Below are 16,081 nucleotides of genomic sequence, written 5' to 3' on the forward strand. Positions count from 1 at the left end.
CATTGTCCACCGAACCGATGGATGCCCTGCTGATCGTCGTGCTGACCCTGCTCAATGGCGTGTTCGCCATGTCGGAGATGGCATTGGCGTCTTCGCGCAAGGCGCGGCTGATCGCCATGGCCGAGGAAGGCGACGGCGGCGCGCAATCGGCCCTGCGGCTCATGGAGCACCCGACGAAGTTCCTGTCGACGGTGCAGGTGGGCATCACGGTCACGGGCATGCTCAACGGCATCGTCGGCGAGGCGGCCTTCAGCGCCGATGTCGGCCTGTGGCTGCAGGGCTTCGGCATGTCGCCGCGCGCATCGGGCATCGTGGCCACCGCGCTCGTGGTGGCCGCCATCACCTTCGTGACCATCATCTTCGGCGAGCTGGTGCCCAAGCGGGTCGGCCAGCTCTATCCCGAGCCGGTCAGCCGCTGGCTGTCGCGGCCGATGGCCTGGCTGGCGAAAGCGGCCTCGCCATTCGTGTGGCTGCTGGCCACCACCACGCAGACCATCCTGAAGCTGCTGCGCATCGACACCTCGCGCGTGCGCGGGATGACCGAGGAAGAGATCGCGCACAGCCTGGAGGAGGGCGTGGACGCCGGCGTCATCGAGCAGCACGAACGCCAGATGGTGCAGAACGTCTTCCACCTGGACGACCGGCCGCTCACGTCGATGATGGTGCCGCGCTCGGACATCGAGTGGCTCGACGCGTCGCTCACGCCGGTGCGGTGCTTCGACCACATCTCGGCCGGCGAACCCCATTCCTGGTACCCGGTGTGCCGCGGCTCGCTCGACGAGGTGGTGGGCATGGTCAGCGTGGCGCACCTGCTGACGCGACGGGACGACGACGCGACGATGCTGGAAGCGCTCGCGCTGCCGGCGATCTTCGTGCCGGAGACGCTCACCGGCATGGAGCTGCTGGAGCAGTTCCGCGCCAAGTCGGGCCGCATGGTGTTCGTCGTGGACGAATACGGCGTGGTGCAAGGCCTCATGACGCCGCACGACCTGCTGGAGGCCATCACGGGCGAACTCAAGCCCGAGGCGCACGTGGAGGCCTGGGCGACGCAGCGCGAGGACGGCTCGTGGCTGCTGGACGGGCTGATGCCCGTCTCCGAGCTGAAGGCGCGGCTGGAGATCCGCGACCTGCCCGACGAGGACCGGGGCCTGTACAACACGCTGGCGGGCCTGCTGATGACGGTGACGGGCCACCTGCCGGGGGTGGGCGAGAAGATAGAGTCCTCGCATTGGGTGTTCGAGGTGGTGGACCTGGACGGCAAGCGCATCGACAAGGTGCTCGCGAAGCACGTCCCGAAGGTGGCAAAGGCGATGGAGGGTTAGCGACGTGTCCGACGCGGTCTATTACGAAAAGCCGGTCCTGCTGGACCGGGCCAAGCACAAGCGGCTGCGGGTGCGCACCAGCACGAGCTTCGCGTTCGCGCGCAAGGCCAATTCCGTCTACCTGGCGGGCGTGGAGTTCAACGAGGCGATGAAGGAATACGCCATCGTCTTCACGCGCGCGGCCAACGGCCGCGTCGTACCGGTGGCGATGCTCGGCCTGCGCACCCGCGAGAACCTGTTCGTCGCCGAGGGCGAGCGCTGGGACGCCGTCTACGTCCCGGCGTTCATCCGGCGCTACCCCTTCGTGCTGGCGCAATTGGGCGGCGAGCAATTGGGCGTGTGCATCGACGAGGCCTACGGCGGCTTCAACACCAAGGAAGGCGAGGCGCTCTTCGACGAGCAGGGCGGCAACACGCCTTTCCTGGCCAACGCCGTGCAGTTCCTCGAGAACTACCAGCGCGAGTTCGCGCGCACCGAGATGTTCTGCGCGCGGCTGGAGCAGTTCGGCCTGTTCAAGGAGATGAACGCGCAGGCGCACCTGAAGGACGGGCGCAGCTTCACCGTGTCGAACCTGCTGGTGGTGGACGAGCCGCGGCTGATGACGCTGCCCGATGCCATCGCGCTGTCGCTGTTCCGCTCGGGCGAGCTGCACCTGGTGTCCATGCACCTGGCGTCGCTGTCGAACATGCAGCGCCTGACGGAACGGATCGTGCTGCGCGCCGGCCCCATGGAACCGGCGCCGAAGCCGGCCTGATCAGGCGGCCTTCGGGAAGGCCGAGACGTCCACGACTTCGACGGCGCCCTGCGCGAGCAGCGAGTTGAGCAGCCGGTCGATCTGCTGCGCCTTCATGCGCGAGTGCCGGACGAACCAGTTGCGGCTGACAGGGCGGTTGCTCATGAGCGACAGCGCCTTGTAGACGGCGGCCGTGCGGTGCACGGGCGGCAGGTTGGGCCACTGGCGCAGGCGGTACACCAGCGTGTCGCCCTCGCAGGCCGCTTCTTCCACTGCCGACGGCAGGAAGCGCAGGTCCCCGAGCGACGTCGAGGTCTTGCGGGCCCACCGGTAGAGGGTGTCGTAAGCGCTGCTGAAAGCCATGCCGCAACTTTGGCGGCGCGGCGTGCCGGCGCACTAAGGCAATGCGGAAACCGGGCTTAAGGCGATTGCCTAAGCAGGACCACGGTGGCGATGCCCAGCGCCGTGAGCGCGAACGATCCCAGCATGTGCGCCGCCGCGGTGGCCAGGGCGGCGAGCCACTGGCCCTGCTGCATCTGCGTGACGACTTCGGCCGAGAAGGTGGAGAAGGTCGTCAGGCCGCCGAGGAAGCCGGTGATGACGAACAGGCGCACTTCCGGCGGCAGGTCGGGGCGCACGGCAAGGTACGCGATCGCCAACCCCACCAGGTAGCCGCCCAGCAGGTTGGCGCCCAGCGTGCCGAGGGGCAGCTGCGGGGACACCGGGTTGAAACGCACGGCCAGCACCCAGCGCAGCAACGCGCCGAGGGACGCGCCGGCGGCGATCGAGAGCACGGAGCCGAGCATGCCCGGCATTGTGCCCGCAGCCTGCGCCTAGGCCGCCGTGGTCACGCGGATGCCGCGAATCTGGCCGGCCTGCTTCGAAGCGGGCGGGCGCGGGTACTTCTGCGGGTCGAAGCGGTGCAGCAGCTCCGCCTCGCGCACGCGGGCCAGCGCCACGTTGGCCAGCTTCACGTGGCCGTAGCCGCGCATCGACAAGGGCAGTGCAGCGATGTCGCACGCTGCTTTCATGCGCGCGGGCGCGAGCTGGGCCGAGACTTCCTCGATGCGCGCGCGGTAGGCCGCGACGAGCTCGCGCTCCAAGCGCCGCTCGTGCGTGCGGCCGAACAGGTCGAGCGCGGTGCCGCGCAGGCGCTTGCCGTGCGCGAGCAGCTTCATCGCCGGCATCATCCACGGGCCCAGGCGCACCTTGCGCGGCTGCTGGCCGTCCTTCGGGCGCGAGAGCACCGGCGGCGCCATGTAGAACTCCAGCCGCACGTCGCCCTGGAACTGGTGGTGCAGTGCCTTGAGGAATTCGCCGTCGGTGTACAGGCGCGCGACTTCGTACTCGTCCTTGTAGGCCATCAGCTTCATCAGGCTTTGCGCGACGGCACGCGTGAAGGGCAGGCTCGCATCGCCGCCCGCCGCGTGCTCGCGCCGCATCGTCTCGCGCACGAAGTCCTCGAACTGCCTGGCGTAGGCCGCGCTCTGGTAGCCCGTGAGGTGCGCGACGCCGCGGGCGATGATCGCCTCGACGGTTTCCGGCTCGTTGCTGGCGTGCAGGTGTTCGTCTTCCCCGGCGAGCAGCGCATCGATGCCGACCGGGTCGGCGGCGGCCAGGCGGCCCAGCGAGAACGCCAGCTTGTTGTTCTCGACGGCGACGGCGTTCAGCTCGATCGCGCGCATCAGCGCCTCCAGGCTCACGGGCACCAGGCCGCGCTGCCAGGCGTAGCCGAGCGAGAGGATGTTGGCCACGATGGAATCGCCGAGGAAGGCCTCGGCAAGCGTCTGCGCGTCAAGCGTCTCGACGCGCTCGGCGCCGGCGGCGAACTTCAGCTTCTCCAGCAACGCCGGCACCTTCAATTGCGCATCCGGGTTGCGCAGGCTCTCCGCCACCGGCACTTCGTGCACGTTGGCGAGGATCTTCGTGCGGCCGTGGCGCACGGTGCCCAGTGCCTCCGGCGATGCGCCCACGACCACGTCGCAGGCCAGGATCGCGTCGGCCTGCTGCGTGTCGATGCGCACCTGGTTCAGGCGCGAGGGGACGTCGGCCAGGCGCACGAAGCTCAGCACCGAGCCGCCTTTCTGCGCGAAGCCCATGAAGTCGAGCACGCTGGCGCTCTTGCCTTCGAGGTGCGCGGCCATGGAGATCAGCGCGCCGACCGTGACGACGCCGGTGCCGCCGACGCCCGTGACGAGCAGGTCGTAGGGGCCGGTCCAGTTCCATTGCGGCGGGCGCGGCAGCGCCTCGACGCGCTTCATGAACTCCGCCGCACCGCCGGCCAGCGCGCCGGCCTGCTTGCGCACCTGCCCGCCGAGCACGCCGACGAAGCTGGGGCAGAAGCCCTTGGCGCAGGAGTAGTCCTTGTTGCACGAACTCTGGTCGATCTTGCGCTTGCGGCCCAGCTCCGTTTCCAGCGGCAGCACGGCCACGCAGTTCGATTGCACCGAGCAGTCGCCGCAGCCTTCGCACACGCGGTCGTTGATGAACACGCGCCGCGCCGGGTCCACCATCTCGCCCTTCTTGCGGCGGCGGCGCTTCTCGGCGGCGCAGGTCTGTTCGTAGATGAGGACGGTGACGCCTTCCATCTCGCGCAGGCGGCGCTGCACGGCGTCGAGCTCGGCGCGGTCGTGGAACTCGGTGCCGGCCGGGAAGCGGTCGTGGATCGAGTCGTACTTGTGGATGTCGTCCGAGAGCACGACGACCTTCTTCACGCCTTCGGCTTCCACCTGCCGTGCGATGCCGTCGACGCTGATGATGCCGTCGACCGGCTGGCCGCCCGTCATCGCCACCGCGTCGTTGAAAAGGATCTTGTAGGTGATGGTGCTGCGCGCCGCGACCGCCTGGCGGATCGCGAGGTAGCCCGAGTGGTAGTACGTGCCGTCACCGAGGTTCTGGAAGACGTGCGGGATCTTCGTAAACATCGCGTGCGACACCCAGTCCACGCCTTCGCCGCCCATCTGGATCAGGCCCTCGGTGTCGCGGTCCATCCAGCTCGCCATGAAGTGGCAGCCGATGCCGGCCTGCGCGTGCGAGCCTTCGGGCACTTTGGTCGATGTGTTGTGCGGGCAGCCCGCGCAGAAGTAGGGCAGGCGCTTGACTGAGTCGCTGTCGTTGGACAGCAGCTCCGGCAGCGTGAAGTCGCGCACCAGGTGGCGGCGGTCCAGGTCCGGGTAGTGCGCGGCGATCCAGTCGGCGACGATCTCGATCAGGCGCGAGGGGCGCAGCTCGCCCAGCCCGGACACCAGCGGCGTGCCGGTCGCGGTCTTCTTGCCGATGATCACAGGGCGCAGCGGGCCGTTGTAGAACAGGTCGCGCATCTGCTGCTCGACCACCGGGCCCTTTTCCTCGATGACGAGAATCTCGTTCAGGCCGCGCGCGAACTCCTGCATGCGCGTCGGCTCGATGGGGTACGTGAGCCCCAGCTTGTAGATGCGCACCCCGTGCTTCGCGAGCGTCTCCGGCGAGATCTCCAGGCGCCGCAGCACCTCCATGAAGTCGTAGTGCGCCTTGCCGGCGGTGACGATGCCCACCGTGGCGTGCGGGCTTTCGACGACGTGGCGGTCGATCGAGTTCACGCGCGCGAACGCCCGCACGGCGTCGAGCTTGGCGTGCAGGCGCTGCTCGATCGCCAGCGACGGCAGGTCGGGCCACCGGTAGTGCAGGCCGCCGGCGGGTGGCGTGTAGCCGGTCGCTTCCATCACCGTCTTCGCGTCCTGCCACGCGGCGACGCGTGCGTTGACCAGGTCGAGGTCCACGGTCGATGCGCTCTCGACCACTTCCGACAGCGCCGTGAAACCGACCCAGTTGCCCGAGAAGCGCGAGAGCTGCCAGCCGTACAGGCCGAACTCCAGGTACTCGGCCACATTGGCCGGAGAAACGATGGGCGCATGCCACGACTGGAAGGCCTGGTCGCTCTGGTGGGGCATCGACGACGACACGCAGCCGTGGTCGTCGCCCGCGATCATCAGCACGCCGCCATGGGGCGATGCGCCATACGCGTTGCCGTGCTTGAGCGCATCGCCCGCGCGATCGACCCCGGGCCCCTTGCCGTACCACATGGCGAAGACGCCTTCGCAGGTCTTCTCGGGGTCGGCCTCGACGCGCTGCGTGCCCAGCACCGCAGTCGCGCCCAGCTCCTCGTTGATCGCGGGCAGGAAGCGGATGCCCGCTTCCTCGAACTCCTTGCCGGCCTTCCACACCTGCTGGTCGACCATCCCCAGCGGCGAGCCGCGGTAGCCGCTGATGAAGCCCTGCGTCTGCAGGCCCGCGGCCGCGTCGCGCTGGCGCTGCATCAGCATGAGGCGCACCAGCGCCTGCGTGCCGGTGAGGAAGATCGCGCCCGAGCGCGCCCACAGGCTGTCGGCGAGCTGGTAATCGGGGCGGGCGACGGGGGAGGAAAGGGCGGTTGCGGCCATCCGCCAAGCTTAGGCGGGGCAGCGGGGAAAAGGGTTCTCTTTTCCCTTCCTGCGTAGGCAGTGGGAGAATATCCTTCCATGGATACCCTCGATCGCCACGATCTCATTCTCCTTTCGGAGCTGCAGCGCGATTCGCGCCAGACCGTGCAGCAGCTGGGCGATGCGGCCGGGCTGTCGAGCACGCCGGCGTGGAAGCGCGTCAAGGAGATGGAGGCCACGGGCGTGATCCGCGGCTACACGGCCCTGGTCGACCGTGAGAAGGTGGGCCTGTCGCTGGCGGTGCTGGCGGAGATCAACCTCACGCGCCACAACGAGGACGACGTGCGGCGCTTCGAGCGCGAAGTGAGCGCCTGCCCGCCCATCGTGAGCTGCTACGCGACAACCGGCCAGGCCGACTACGTGATCAAGGTGCTGGTGCCCGACATCAAGGCCTACGAGAGCTTCCTGCACGAGGTGCTCTTCAAGCTGCCGGGCGTGACGCACGTGCGGTCGAGCGTCGTGCTCAAGGAGATCAAGAGCGAGACGCGGCTGCCGTTCGAGGTGCCCAAGTCCGCAACCCAGGCGCGCAAGCGCCGCTGAGCGCTTGGCTCCTTGCGCTGGGGTGAACTTCTGGCGTATCATTCGCCGACCGACCGGTCGGTTAATTCCCTAAAACCGCCCCGGCTCCCAGGAGACACTCATATGTACACGCAGGCCATGGACACCATGGGCAAGGACGGCGCGGCCAAGCCCAAGGCCGTGCGCTCGGCCGCCGACGTCGCGCTCGAGGAGAAGTTCGAGGCGCGCATCGCGGCCGGCGAATTCATCGAGCCCAAGGACGCGATGCCCGACCACTACCGCAAGACGCTGGTGCGGCAGATCAGCCAGCACGCGCACTCGGAGATCGTCGGCATGCTGCCCGAGGGCAACTGGATCTCGCGTGCGCCCACGCTCAAGCGCAAGGCCATCCTGCTCGCGAAGGTGCAGGACGAGGGCGGCCATGGGCTCTATCTCTATTCGGCGGCCGAGACGCTCGGCACGTCGCGTGACCAGATGATCGAGGCGCTGCACACGGGCAAGGCCAAGTACTCGTCGATCTTCAACTACCCGACGCTCACCTGGGCCGACGTCGGCACGATCGGCTGGCTGGTGGACGGTGCGGCGATCATGAACCAGGTGCCGATCTGCCGCTGCAGCTACGGGCCGTACGCGCGCGCGATGATCCGCATCTGCCGCGAGGAAAGCTTCCACCAGCGCCAGGGCTTCGAGTCGCTGCTGACCATGATGGAGAAGGGCACGCAGGCCCAGCGCGACATGGTGCAGGACTCGGTGAACCGCTGGTGGTGGCCGTCGATCATGATGTTCGGCCCGCCGGACGACCAGTCGCCCAACTCGGCGCAATCGATGCGCTGGGGCATCAAGCGCGTGTCGAACGACGAACTGCGCCAGCGCTTCGTCGACGCATGCGTGGACCAGGCCAAGGTGCTGGGCGTGACGCTGCCGGACCCCGACCTGAAGTGGAACGAGGAGCGCCAGCACTGGGACTTCGGCACCATCGACTGGGACGAATTCTGGAACGTGGTCAACGGCAACGGCCCGTGCAACCGCGAGCGCCTGGCCGCGCGCGTGAAGGCCTGGGACGACGGGCAGTGGGTGCGCGACGCGGCACTCGCCTTCGCCAACCGCGAACCCATGAAGGAAGCAGCATGAGCGACGTCACGCAAAACGAATGGCCCCTGTGGGAAGTGTTCGTGCGCAGCAAGAGCGGCCTGGACCACAAGCACTGCGGCAGCCTGCACGCCGCCGACCCGAAGATGGCGATCCAGATGGCGCGCGATGTGTACACGCGCCGCCAGGAAGGCACCAGCGTCTGGGTGGTGCGATCCGACCACATCGTCGCCAGCGATCCGGGCGAGAAGGACATGTACTTCGACCCCGCCGAAGACAAGGTGTACCGGCACCCGACGTTCTTCAAGCTGCCGCCGTCCGTCGATCACATGTGAGGGCACGATGCACGCAGCTTCCATCCGGGTCTCCAGCGACCCGCAAGTCCAGTACCTCCTGCGCGTCGGCGACACCGCGCTGATCCTCGCGCAGCGCATCACCGAATGGACCGGCCACGCGCCCGTGCTCGAGGAAGACATCGCGCTGGCCAACATCGGCCTGGACCTGCTGGGGCAGGCGCGCGGCGTGCTCACGCGCGCCGGCGAGATCGAAGGCGCGGGCCATGACGAGGACCAGCTCGCGTTCCTGCGCGAGGAGCGCGACTTCCGCAACGCGACCATCGCCGAGCTGCCGCGCGGGGACTTCGCGTACACGGTGGTGCGCAACACGATGATGGCGACCTTCTTCAAGCTGCTGTGGGGCAAGCTCGTGGAATCGAGCGATGCCGAAGTGGCGGCCATCGCCGGCAAGGCGATCAAGGAAGCGCGCTACCACCAGCAGCACTCGGCCGACTGGCTGGTGCGGCTCGCGCTGGGCACCGACGAATCGAAGCAGCGCACGAAGCGCGCGCTGGACGACCTGTGGCGCTTCGGCGCGGAGCTCTTCGCTTCCGACGCCGTCGACGAAGCCGCTGCGCAATCGGGCCTGGGCCCCCGCTGGGGCGACCTGAAGGACGCCTGGCTCGCCGAGATGGGCACTGTCCTGGCCGCCGCGCAACTCGAGGTGCCCGCGACGGCGCCGTTCCTGTCCAATGGCAAGCAGGGCGTGCACAGCGAGCACATGGGCTTCATCCTCACCGAGATGCAGTACCTGCAGCGCGCCTTCCCCGGGGGCACATGGTGACCCGCACCGAGCGCGCGTGGGAAGTGCTCGGCGGCGTCCTCGATCCCGAGGTGCCGGCGCTGTCGGTGTGTGACCTCGGTATCGTGCGCGACGTGATCGACCACGGCGAGGAGCTGGAAGTGGTGCTCACGCCCACGTACTCCGGCTGCCCGGCCACGGAAGTGATCGAGAAGAACGTGCTCGATGCCATTCGCCTGGAAGGCCTCGGCCCCGCGCGCGCCACGCTGCGCCGCGCGCCCGCGTGGACCACCGACTGGATCAGCGAGGACGGCAAGCGCAAGCTGCGCGAGTACGGCATCGCCCCGCCGGGCCCGACATTGCCCGAAGGCACGTCGCCCATCCGCATCTTCCGGCGCTCGGAAGAGAAGATCGCCTGCCCGCATTGCGGCAGCCTGCACACCGAGAAGCTCTCCGCCTTCGGTTCCACCGCATGCAAGGCGATGTACCGCTGCCTCTCCTGCCGCGAACCCTTCGAACACTTCAAGCCGCTATGAGCACACCGCTCTTCCATCCCCTGCGCGTCAAGAAGATCACCCCCGACACGCAGGAGGCGGTGGTCGTCACTTTCGAGGTGCCCACCGAACTGCGCGAGGTCTTCGGCTTCACGCAGGGCCAGTACCTCACGCTGCGCAAGGACATCGCGGGCGAGGACATGCGCCGCTCGTACTCGATCTGCGCGGGCGTCGACGACGGCGAGCTGCGCGTGGGCGTGCGCAAGGTCAAGGGCGGCGTGTTCTCCAACTGGATCAACGAGCACCTGCAGCCCGGCGACACCATCAGCGTCATGGCGCCGCAAGGCCGCTTCTTCGTGCCCATCGAGCCGCAGGCGCACCGCCACCACGTCGGCATCGCGGGCGGCAGCGGCATCACGCCGATCCTGTCGATCATGAAGACGGTGCTGGCGCGCGAGCCGCAAAGCCGCTTCACGCTCATCTACGGCAACCGCAGCCTGCGCTCGACCATGTTCAAGGAGGAGCTCGAGAACCTCAAGGACAAGTACATGACGCGCCTGGTGCTGCACCACGTGTTCTCCGACGAGCACACCGACGCGCCGATCAACATGGGCTTCCTCAACCGCGAGAAGGTGGGCGAGTTCATGCAGGCGCTCCTTCCCGCCTCGACGATCGACCACGTCTTCATCTGCGGCCCGTTCCAGATGAACGACGAGGCCGAAGCGGCGCTGCTCGCGGCCGGCGTGCCCGAGGAGCGCATCCACATCGAGCGCTTCGGCGTGCCGCAACAGGCGGCCGGCGCCGTGGGCGCGGTGGTGCACGAGGCGCGGCCCGGCGACGCCGAGCAGGCGAGGATCACCATCATCCGCGACGGCCTCAAGCGCGAGATCACCTTCCACAAGGACCAGCCGAGCATCCTCGATTGCGCATCGGCCGCGGGCCTGGAGGTGCCGTTCTCGTGCACGTCCGGCGTGTGCGGCACCTGCCGCGCCAAGGTGATCGAGGGCGACGTGCGCATGGAGCGCAACTTCGCGCTGGACAAGAACGAGGTCGCCAACGGCTTCGTGCTCACGTGCCAGGCGCATCCCATGACCGAACGCGTGGTGCTGTCGTTCGACGAAAGGTAATCGATGAAGGTCCTGCAAAGTTACATAGCCGGCCAGTGGGTCGGCCGCGAAGGCGCACAGCAGCTGCGCAGCGCCGTCAACGGCAAGCCGGTCGCGAGCACGCATGGCGAGAAGCCCGATTTCGCGCAGGCCGTGGAGCACGCGCGCAAGGCCGGCGTGCCCAACCTGCTCAAGCTCGATTTCCAGCAGCGCGCCGAACGCCTGAAGGCGCTTGCGAAGTTCCTCAACGAACGCAAGGAGGAGCTGTACGCCGTCTCCGCCCACACGGGCGCCACGCGCACCGACAGCTGGATCGACATCGAAGGCGGCAGCGGCACGCTGTTCGCGTACGCCAGCGTGGGCACGAACGAATTGCCTTCGGGCAACGTCGTGCACGAAGGCCCGGCGATGGCGCTGGGCAAGAAGGGCGGCTTCGCGGGCACGCACATCCTGGTGCCGCGCGGCGGCCTGGCCGTGCACATCAACGCGTTCAACTTCCCGATCTGGGGCCTGCTCGAAAAATTCGCACCGAGTTTCCTCGCCGGCGTGCCGTGCATCGGCAAGCCCGCGACCTCGACCAGCTACCTCACCGAGGCCATGGTGCGGCTGGTGGTCGAGTCCGGCATCCTGCCCGAGGGCTCGCTTCAGCTCGTGATCGGCTCGACCGGCGACCTATTGGACCGCCTGGACGGCAGCGACGTCGTCACCTTCACCGGCTCGGCCGATACGGCGGCGAAATTGCGCGTGCACCCGAACGTGGTGCGCAGTTCGATCCCGTTCAACGCCGAAGCCGACTCGCTGAACATGGCGGTGCTGGCGCCCGACGTGACGCCCGACGACGAGGAGTTCGACCTGTACGTCAAGGAAGTCGCGCGCGAGATGACGGTGAAGGCGGGGCAGAAGTGCACCGCGATCCGGCGCGCGATCGTGCCGAAGAAGTACGTGGACGAAGTCGCATCGCGCCTGAAGGCCCGGCTCGCGAAGACGGTGGTCGGCGATCCGTCGCTGGAAGACGTGCGCATGGGCGCGCTCGCTTCGCTCGACCAGAAGGCCGACGTCGCGGCGCGTGTCGCGGCGCTGATGAAGAGCGCCGAGCTGGTGTTCGGCGAGCGCGACGGCTTCGCCCCGAAAGGCGAGGGCGTGGCCGAAGGCGCGTTCTTCGCGCCCACGCTGCTGCTCGCGCGCAAGCCCATGGCCGACGCCGCCGTGCACGACATCGAGGCCTTTGGCCCCGTCAGCACGCTGATGGCGTACGAGGACATCGACGAGGCGCTGGCCCTGGCCGCGAAGGGCAAGGGCAGCCTGGTCGGCACGCTGGTCACGAAGGACCCGCAGGTCGCCGCGCGCTTCGTGCCCGCTGCCGCCGCGACGCATGGCCGCATCCTCATCCTCGACCGCGAGGCGGCCGCGGAGTCGACGGGCCACGGCTCGCCCCTGCCCGTGCTCAAGCATGGCGGCCCCGGCCGCGCCGGCGGCGGCGAGGAGCTCGGCGGCGTGCGCGCGGTCAAGCACTACCTGCAGCGCGCGGCCGTGCAGGGCTCGCCGACGATGCTCGCGGCGGTCACGCGCGAGCACGTGCGGGGCGCCAAGGTCCACGAGGACGGCGTGCATCCCTTCCGCAAGCACTTCGAGGACCTGGCCATCGGCGATTCGCTGCTCACGCACCGGCGCACGGTGAGCGAGGCCGACATCGTGAACTTCGGCGGCATCTCGGGCGACTACTTCTACATGCACTTCGACGAGATCGCGGCCAAGGAGTCGCCCTTCGGCAAGCGCATCGCGCACGGCTACTTCGTGCTGTCGGCGGCCGCGGGCCTGTTCGTGTCGCCCGCGCCGGGCCCCGTGCTGGCCAACTACGGCCTGGACACCCTGCGCTTCGTCAAGCCGGTGGGCATCGGCGACACGATCCAGGCGCGCCTGACGGCCAAGCGCAAGATCGACAAGAAGAAGGACCAGGGCGTGGTGGCCTGGGACGTCGAGGTGACCAACCAGGCCGGCGAGCTCGTCGCCAGTTACGACATCCTCACGCTGGTGGCCAAGCGACCGGTCGCCTGAGCGACTGCCGCCTACGCGACGCGGGACAGGTGCGCCCGCGCGCTTGCCGGGCTACAAAGACGAAGGGCGCGGACCTTGCGGTGCGCGCCCTTGGCAATCGTGGTGTCGGGTGGTGCCGGAGAAAGGATTTGAACCCTCGACCTTCTCATTACGAATGAGCTGCTCTACCAACTGAGCTACACCGGCCTCTTCTTTTTCTGAGCCTTCGATTATAGCGTGGCGCGATGCGCCACCCGGCTGCGGCGGTTTGGCGCGCTTTTTGCGACGAACCGCCCGGTTCGGCGGCGATGCGGTCCCGGGATCGGTACTTATCCTGAGTCCGCCACCTCTGCCAGAGGTATTTGGCACGCTGCGGACAATCTATACTCGTCGGTTTGGACAAGGTGGGGGCCCTACCGGGCGCCACGCGGTTCAAGTGAGCTCTGGCACCCACCCGCTGCCAAAGCGTTAAAGACTTTTGAATCCCAAAAGCAAAGGAATCATCTTGCGGACTTCGGCCTTCTTCCATCGCGCAGCCGCCCTCGTGGTGCTGCCCCTCGCTCTCCTCGCCCAATCCCCCGCGCACGCGCAGGCCGCTCCCGCATCGGCACCGGCCGCCGTCGCCAGCGACGCCGCCACGCCCCCGGCCGTCGCGGCGGCCCAGGCCTCCGCGCAGAAGGCCGCCGCCGGCGGCGCACCTGCCGCGGCGTCCACGGAGAACCCCTACGGCATCGAAGCCCTGTGGAAGGGTTCCGACAACATCGCCCGCGCGGTGCTCGTGATCCTCGCGATCATGTCGGCGGGCAGCTGGTACATCCTGATCACCAAGTTCCTCGAGCAGTCGAAGATGAACCGCCACGCCCGCACGGTGGACCAGAAGTTCTGGGCCCAGCCGACGGTCAGCTCGGCGGCCAACGCGCTCGAGAAGAACAGCGCCTACCGCTTCATCGCCGAAGCCGGCGTCGCCGCCACCAACGACCACGGCGGCTTGAAGAGCCACATCCCGATGGCCGACTGGATCCCGATGAGCATCACCGCCGCGGTCGATCGCGTCCACGCCAACACGCAAAGCGGCCTGGCCTTCCTGGCCACCGTCGGTTCCACGTCCCCCTTCGTCGGCCTGTTCGGCACGGTGTGGGGCATCTATCACGCGCTCACGGCCATCGGCATTTCCGGCCAGGCGTCGATCGACAAGGTGGCCGGCCCCGTGGGTGAGGCGCTGATCATGACGGCCATCGGCCTCGCGGTCGCCATCCCCGCCGTGCTCGCCTACAACTGGCTCGCCCGCCGCAACAAGGCCGTGATGGACGAAGTGCGGGAGTTCGCCGACGAGCTCAACGCCGTCATCGTGGGCTCGGCCGGCCGCGCCGCCTAAGCGCAAGCCGAAAACTCCAACCAACCAGGAGTCAAGCCATGGCAATGGCTGTCGGCCCGGCCTCCGGCGACGAAGACGAGGTCATGTCCGCCATCAACACCACGCCCCTCGTGGACGTGATGCTGGTGCTGCTGATCATCTTCCTGATCACCATCCCCGTGGTGACGACGTCGATCCCCGTCACGCTCCCGAAGGAGCGCGTGGAGATCCGCGAAACGAAGCCCGAAAACGTGATCATCTCGGTGAATCCGCAGGGCGATATCTACTGGTACGACGCGAAGGTGCCCAACGAGGCCTTCCTCGTCGAGCGCCTGAAGCGCGTGTCCACCATGAAGCCGCAGCCCGAGGTGCAGATCCGCGGCGACCTCGCCTCCAAGTACGGCGGGGTCGGCAAGGTGCTGCTCGCGTGCCAGCGCGCGGGCATCACCAAGGTGGCCTTCATCACCGAGCCGCCGCCCCTGGGCGGTTGAACGGGAAGAGAACGACATGAAGTCCCAAACCAAGACGAAGCGATTCGGCCAGGGCGGTGACCCGGAGCCCATGATGGACATCAACACCACGCCGCTGATCGACGTGATGCTGGTGCTGCTCGTGATGCTCATCATCACCATCCCGATCCAGCTGCACGCGGTCAACCTCGAGATGCCCGTCGGCGCGCCGCCCACGCAGGTGGAGCCCGACAAGCTGATGATCAACATCGACGAGAAGAGCACCGTGTACTGGCAGGGCCTGCCCGTGAGCGCTCAGCAGCTCGAGCAGAACATGGAGCTCGTCGCGACGATGAACCCGCAGCCCGTGGTGCAGATCCGTCCCGACAAGGACTGCAGCTACGCGGTGTTCGCCAACGTGCTGTCCACCTCCAAGCGCAAGGGGCTCACCAAGATGGCCGTGATCGGCCATGAGCAGTTCGTCCAATGACAGCCGCTGCCGCCAACCAGAACATCCCGCTGCACCACCGCAAGTACGGGCAGAAGGATCCGACCCGCCGCATGATCGGCTGGGGCGTGGTGATCGCCATCCACGCGCTCATCATGTGGGCGCTCATCACGGGCACCGCGCGCGACGCACTGAAGATCATCAAGAAGCCGCTCGAGGCCGCGGTGATCCAGGAAGTGATCATCCCGCCGCCGCCGCCCCCGCCGCCGCCGAAGGAGATCGTCAAGCCGACGCCCAAGCTCGAGGCGCCGCCGCCGCCGTTCATCCCGCCGCCGGAGGTCAAGCCGCCGGAGACGTCCGCGCCGGTGATCCCCTCGGTGACCACGCCGCCGCCGGCCCCGCCGGTCATCGCGCCGCCGCCGCCGCCCGCAGCCCCGCCCGCGCCTTCGGGCCGGCAGGAGATGGGGGTCGCGTGCCCGACGCAGACCAAGCCGGAGATGCCAAGGCAGGCCTTGCGTGACGGCACCACAGGCCTGGTGAGGGCGCAGGCGCTCATCCGTGACGGCCGGGTGGTGAGCGTCGACATCCTGTCGGGGCCGCGCATCTTCCACGCCGCGGTGCGCGAGGCGATGATGCAATACAAATGCATCACCACGACGGGCGGTGACATCGTCGCGACGCAGGAATTCAACTTCAAGCAGGAGTAGCCTGCACCAGAATAGAAATTCTGGTTTTCCCTCGAAGCCCGCCTTGTGCGGGCTTCTTTTTTGGTCCCCTGTAAAGCGCCCGTTTTAGGACGCTTCGAAGGGCCATTTTTCTTCGATGTTTTTGGGCAACAAACAGCCGCTTTTCGGGTGACTCTCAAGTGACGGCACTTTGTCACGAGTGTAAAAACGACGGCTGGATGGTACCCACGAGTCTCACGCTCGTGCGCTGTCCTCATTGCGGGGCGAGCCCCAAGGGCTTCGCCCCTTTATCTCGGCAGGAAAAGTCTGGAGA

At 67.9% G+C, this 16,081-nt stretch carries 16 protein-coding genes and 1 tRNA gene; 13 read left to right on the forward strand and 4 right to left on the reverse strand.

Translation table 11 applies throughout. The annotated features are described in order from the left end of the window. The first annotated feature begins 17 nt into the window (after nucleotides 1-17). On the forward strand, nucleotides 18-1,322 hold the full coding sequence (locus WG903_RS07755) for a hemolysin family protein (protein ID WP_340073958.1): 1,305 nt from the start codon (nucleotides 18-20) through the stop codon (nucleotides 1,320-1,322). Between the two features lie 4 nt (nucleotides 1,323-1,326). Then, nucleotides 1,327-2,076: a SapC family protein gene (locus tag WG903_RS07760; RefSeq protein ID WP_340073960.1), complete on the forward strand. Its 750-nt coding sequence runs from the start codon at nucleotides 1,327-1,329 to the stop codon at nucleotides 2,074-2,076. Here WG903_RS07760 and WG903_RS07765 read toward each other — a convergent pair whose 3' ends face one another. Genes WG903_RS07765 through WG903_RS07775 form a run of 3 tightly spaced genes read right to left on the reverse strand, consistent with a single transcriptional unit; the run spans nucleotide 2,077 to nucleotide 6,473 of the window. Further along, nucleotides 2,077-2,418 carry a hypothetical protein gene (locus tag WG903_RS07765; protein ID WP_340073962.1) on the reverse strand — a complete coding sequence of 114 codons (342 nt, stop codon included), beginning with the start codon at nucleotides 2,416-2,418 and terminating at the stop codon, nucleotides 2,077-2,079. 56 nt (nucleotides 2,419-2,474) lie between these two features. Next, nucleotides 2,475-2,861 carry a fluoride efflux transporter CrcB gene (gene crcB, locus WG903_RS07770; RefSeq protein WP_340073964.1) on the reverse strand — a complete coding sequence of 129 codons (387 nt, stop codon included), beginning with the start codon at nucleotides 2,859-2,861 and terminating at the stop codon, nucleotides 2,475-2,477. A gap of 27 nt (nucleotides 2,862-2,888) precedes the next feature. Continuing rightward, on the reverse strand, nucleotides 2,889-6,473 hold the full coding sequence (locus WG903_RS07775; RefSeq protein WP_340073966.1) for an indolepyruvate ferredoxin oxidoreductase family protein: 3,585 nt from the start codon (nucleotides 6,471-6,473) through the stop codon (nucleotides 2,889-2,891). 78 nt (nucleotides 6,474-6,551) lie between these two features. On the opposite strand from WG903_RS07775, the gene WG903_RS07780 reads away from it, so the two are divergent. The 7 genes from WG903_RS07780 to paaZ all read left to right on the forward strand — a co-directional run bounded on the left by WG903_RS07780 (nucleotide 6,552) and on the right by paaZ (nucleotide 12,852). Further along, entirely contained in the window at nucleotides 6,552-7,052 is a 501-nt protein-coding gene (locus tag WG903_RS07780; RefSeq protein ID WP_340073968.1) for an Lrp/AsnC family transcriptional regulator, read from the forward strand. 102 nt (nucleotides 7,053-7,154) lie between these two features. Then, nucleotides 7,155-8,162 carry a 1,2-phenylacetyl-CoA epoxidase subunit PaaA gene (paaA, locus tag WG903_RS07785; protein WP_340073970.1) on the forward strand — a complete coding sequence of 336 codons (1,008 nt, stop codon included), beginning with the start codon at nucleotides 7,155-7,157 and terminating at the stop codon, nucleotides 8,160-8,162. Beyond that, nucleotides 8,159-8,455 carry a 1,2-phenylacetyl-CoA epoxidase subunit PaaB gene (gene paaB / locus WG903_RS07790; protein ID WP_340073972.1) on the forward strand — a complete coding sequence of 99 codons (297 nt, stop codon included), beginning with the start codon at nucleotides 8,159-8,161 and terminating at the stop codon, nucleotides 8,453-8,455. The genes paaA and paaB overlap by 4 nt, the downstream gene beginning before the upstream one ends. A 7-nt stretch (nucleotides 8,456-8,462) precedes the next feature. Further along, on the forward strand, nucleotides 8,463-9,239 hold the full coding sequence (paaC, locus tag WG903_RS07795) for a 1,2-phenylacetyl-CoA epoxidase subunit PaaC (protein ID WP_340073974.1): 777 nt from the start codon (nucleotides 8,463-8,465) through the stop codon (nucleotides 9,237-9,239). After that, the gene (paaD, locus tag WG903_RS07800) at nucleotides 9,233-9,733 is read left to right on the forward strand and encodes a 1,2-phenylacetyl-CoA epoxidase subunit PaaD (RefSeq protein WP_340073976.1); all 501 of its coding nucleotides are present in this window, start codon (nucleotides 9,233-9,235) and stop codon (nucleotides 9,731-9,733) included. The genes paaC and paaD overlap by 7 nt, the downstream gene beginning before the upstream one ends. Then, entirely contained in the window at nucleotides 9,730-10,818 is a 1,089-nt protein-coding gene (gene paaE / locus WG903_RS07805) for a 1,2-phenylacetyl-CoA epoxidase subunit PaaE (protein WP_340073979.1), read from the forward strand. Before paaD ends, paaE begins: the two co-directional genes overlap by 4 nt. A 3-nt stretch (nucleotides 10,819-10,821) precedes the next feature. Further along, nucleotides 10,822-12,852 carry a phenylacetic acid degradation bifunctional protein PaaZ gene (gene paaZ / locus WG903_RS07810; RefSeq protein WP_340073981.1) on the forward strand — a complete coding sequence of 677 codons (2,031 nt, stop codon included), beginning with the start codon at nucleotides 10,822-10,824 and terminating at the stop codon, nucleotides 12,850-12,852. Nucleotides 12,853-12,962: 110 nt separating this feature from the next. Here paaZ and WG903_RS07815 read toward each other — a convergent pair. Continuing rightward, nucleotides 12,963-13,038: transfer RNA gene (locus WG903_RS07815), tRNA-Thr, on the reverse strand. A 298-nt stretch (nucleotides 13,039-13,336) separates the two neighbouring features. On the opposite strand from WG903_RS07815, the gene WG903_RS07820 reads away from it, so the two are divergent. From WG903_RS07820 to WG903_RS07835, 4 genes are read left to right on the forward strand one after another with little or no spacing between them, the layout of a single operon-like run. Then, nucleotides 13,337-14,206: a MotA/TolQ/ExbB proton channel family protein gene (locus tag WG903_RS07820; protein WP_340073983.1), complete on the forward strand. Its 870-nt coding sequence runs from the start codon at nucleotides 13,337-13,339 to the stop codon at nucleotides 14,204-14,206. Between the two features lie 38 nt (nucleotides 14,207-14,244). Continuing rightward, nucleotides 14,245-14,676 (forward strand): ExbD/TolR family protein, encoded by a 432-nt coding sequence (locus WG903_RS07825; RefSeq protein ID WP_340073985.1) that lies wholly within the window; start codon nucleotides 14,245-14,247, stop codon nucleotides 14,674-14,676. A 16-nt stretch (nucleotides 14,677-14,692) separates the two neighbouring features. Then, nucleotides 14,693-15,124, forward strand: coding sequence for an ExbD/TolR family protein (locus tag WG903_RS07830; RefSeq protein WP_340073987.1), 432 nt, complete (start codon nucleotides 14,693-14,695; stop codon nucleotides 15,122-15,124). Continuing rightward, a complete protein-coding gene (locus tag WG903_RS07835) occupies nucleotides 15,121-15,789 on the forward strand; it encodes an energy transducer TonB (RefSeq protein WP_340073989.1) in 669 nt (222 codons plus the stop codon). Before WG903_RS07830 ends, WG903_RS07835 begins: the two co-directional genes overlap by 4 nt. The last annotated feature ends 292 nt before the right edge of the window (nucleotides 15,790-16,081 follow it).

The organism is Ramlibacter sp. PS4R-6, assembly GCF_037572775.1.
Taxonomy (GTDB): Bacteria; Pseudomonadota; Gammaproteobacteria; order Burkholderiales; family Burkholderiaceae_C; genus Ramlibacter.

Excerpts from the sequence above, each read along its gene's own strand:
- WG903_RS07755 (WP_340073958.1), top strand. The coding sequence starts at position 18 with ATGGATGCCCTGCTGATCGTCGTGCTGACCCTGCTCAATGGCGTGTTC.
- WG903_RS07765 (WP_340073962.1), bottom strand. The coding sequence starts at position 2,418 with ATGGCTTTCAGCAGCGCTTACGACACCCTCTACCGGTGGGCCCGCAAG.
- crcB (WP_340073964.1), bottom strand. The coding sequence starts at position 2,861 with ATGCTCGGCTCCGTGCTCTCGATCGCCGCCGGCGCGTCCCTCGGCGCG.
- WG903_RS07775 (WP_340073966.1), bottom strand. The coding sequence starts at position 6,473 with ATGGCCGCAACCGCCCTTTCCTCCCCCGTCGCCCGCCCCGATTACCAG.
- WG903_RS07780 (WP_340073968.1), top strand. The coding sequence starts at position 6,552 with ATGGATACCCTCGATCGCCACGATCTCATTCTCCTTTCGGAGCTGCAG.
- paaA (WP_340073970.1), top strand. The coding sequence starts at position 7,155 with ATGTACACGCAGGCCATGGACACCATGGGCAAGGACGGCGCGGCCAAG.
- paaB (WP_340073972.1), top strand. The coding sequence starts at position 8,159 with ATGAGCGACGTCACGCAAAACGAATGGCCCCTGTGGGAAGTGTTCGTG.
- paaC (WP_340073974.1), top strand. The coding sequence starts at position 8,463 with ATGCACGCAGCTTCCATCCGGGTCTCCAGCGACCCGCAAGTCCAGTAC.
- paaD (WP_340073976.1), top strand. The coding sequence starts at position 9,233 with ATGGTGACCCGCACCGAGCGCGCGTGGGAAGTGCTCGGCGGCGTCCTC.
- paaE (WP_340073979.1), top strand. The coding sequence starts at position 9,730 with ATGAGCACACCGCTCTTCCATCCCCTGCGCGTCAAGAAGATCACCCCC.
- paaZ (WP_340073981.1), top strand. The coding sequence starts at position 10,822 with ATGAAGGTCCTGCAAAGTTACATAGCCGGCCAGTGGGTCGGCCGCGAA.
- WG903_RS07825 (WP_340073985.1), top strand. The coding sequence starts at position 14,245 with ATGGCAATGGCTGTCGGCCCGGCCTCCGGCGACGAAGACGAGGTCATG.
- WG903_RS07830 (WP_340073987.1), top strand. The coding sequence starts at position 14,693 with ATGAAGTCCCAAACCAAGACGAAGCGATTCGGCCAGGGCGGTGACCCG.
- WG903_RS07835 (WP_340073989.1), top strand. The coding sequence starts at position 15,121 with ATGACAGCCGCTGCCGCCAACCAGAACATCCCGCTGCACCACCGCAAG.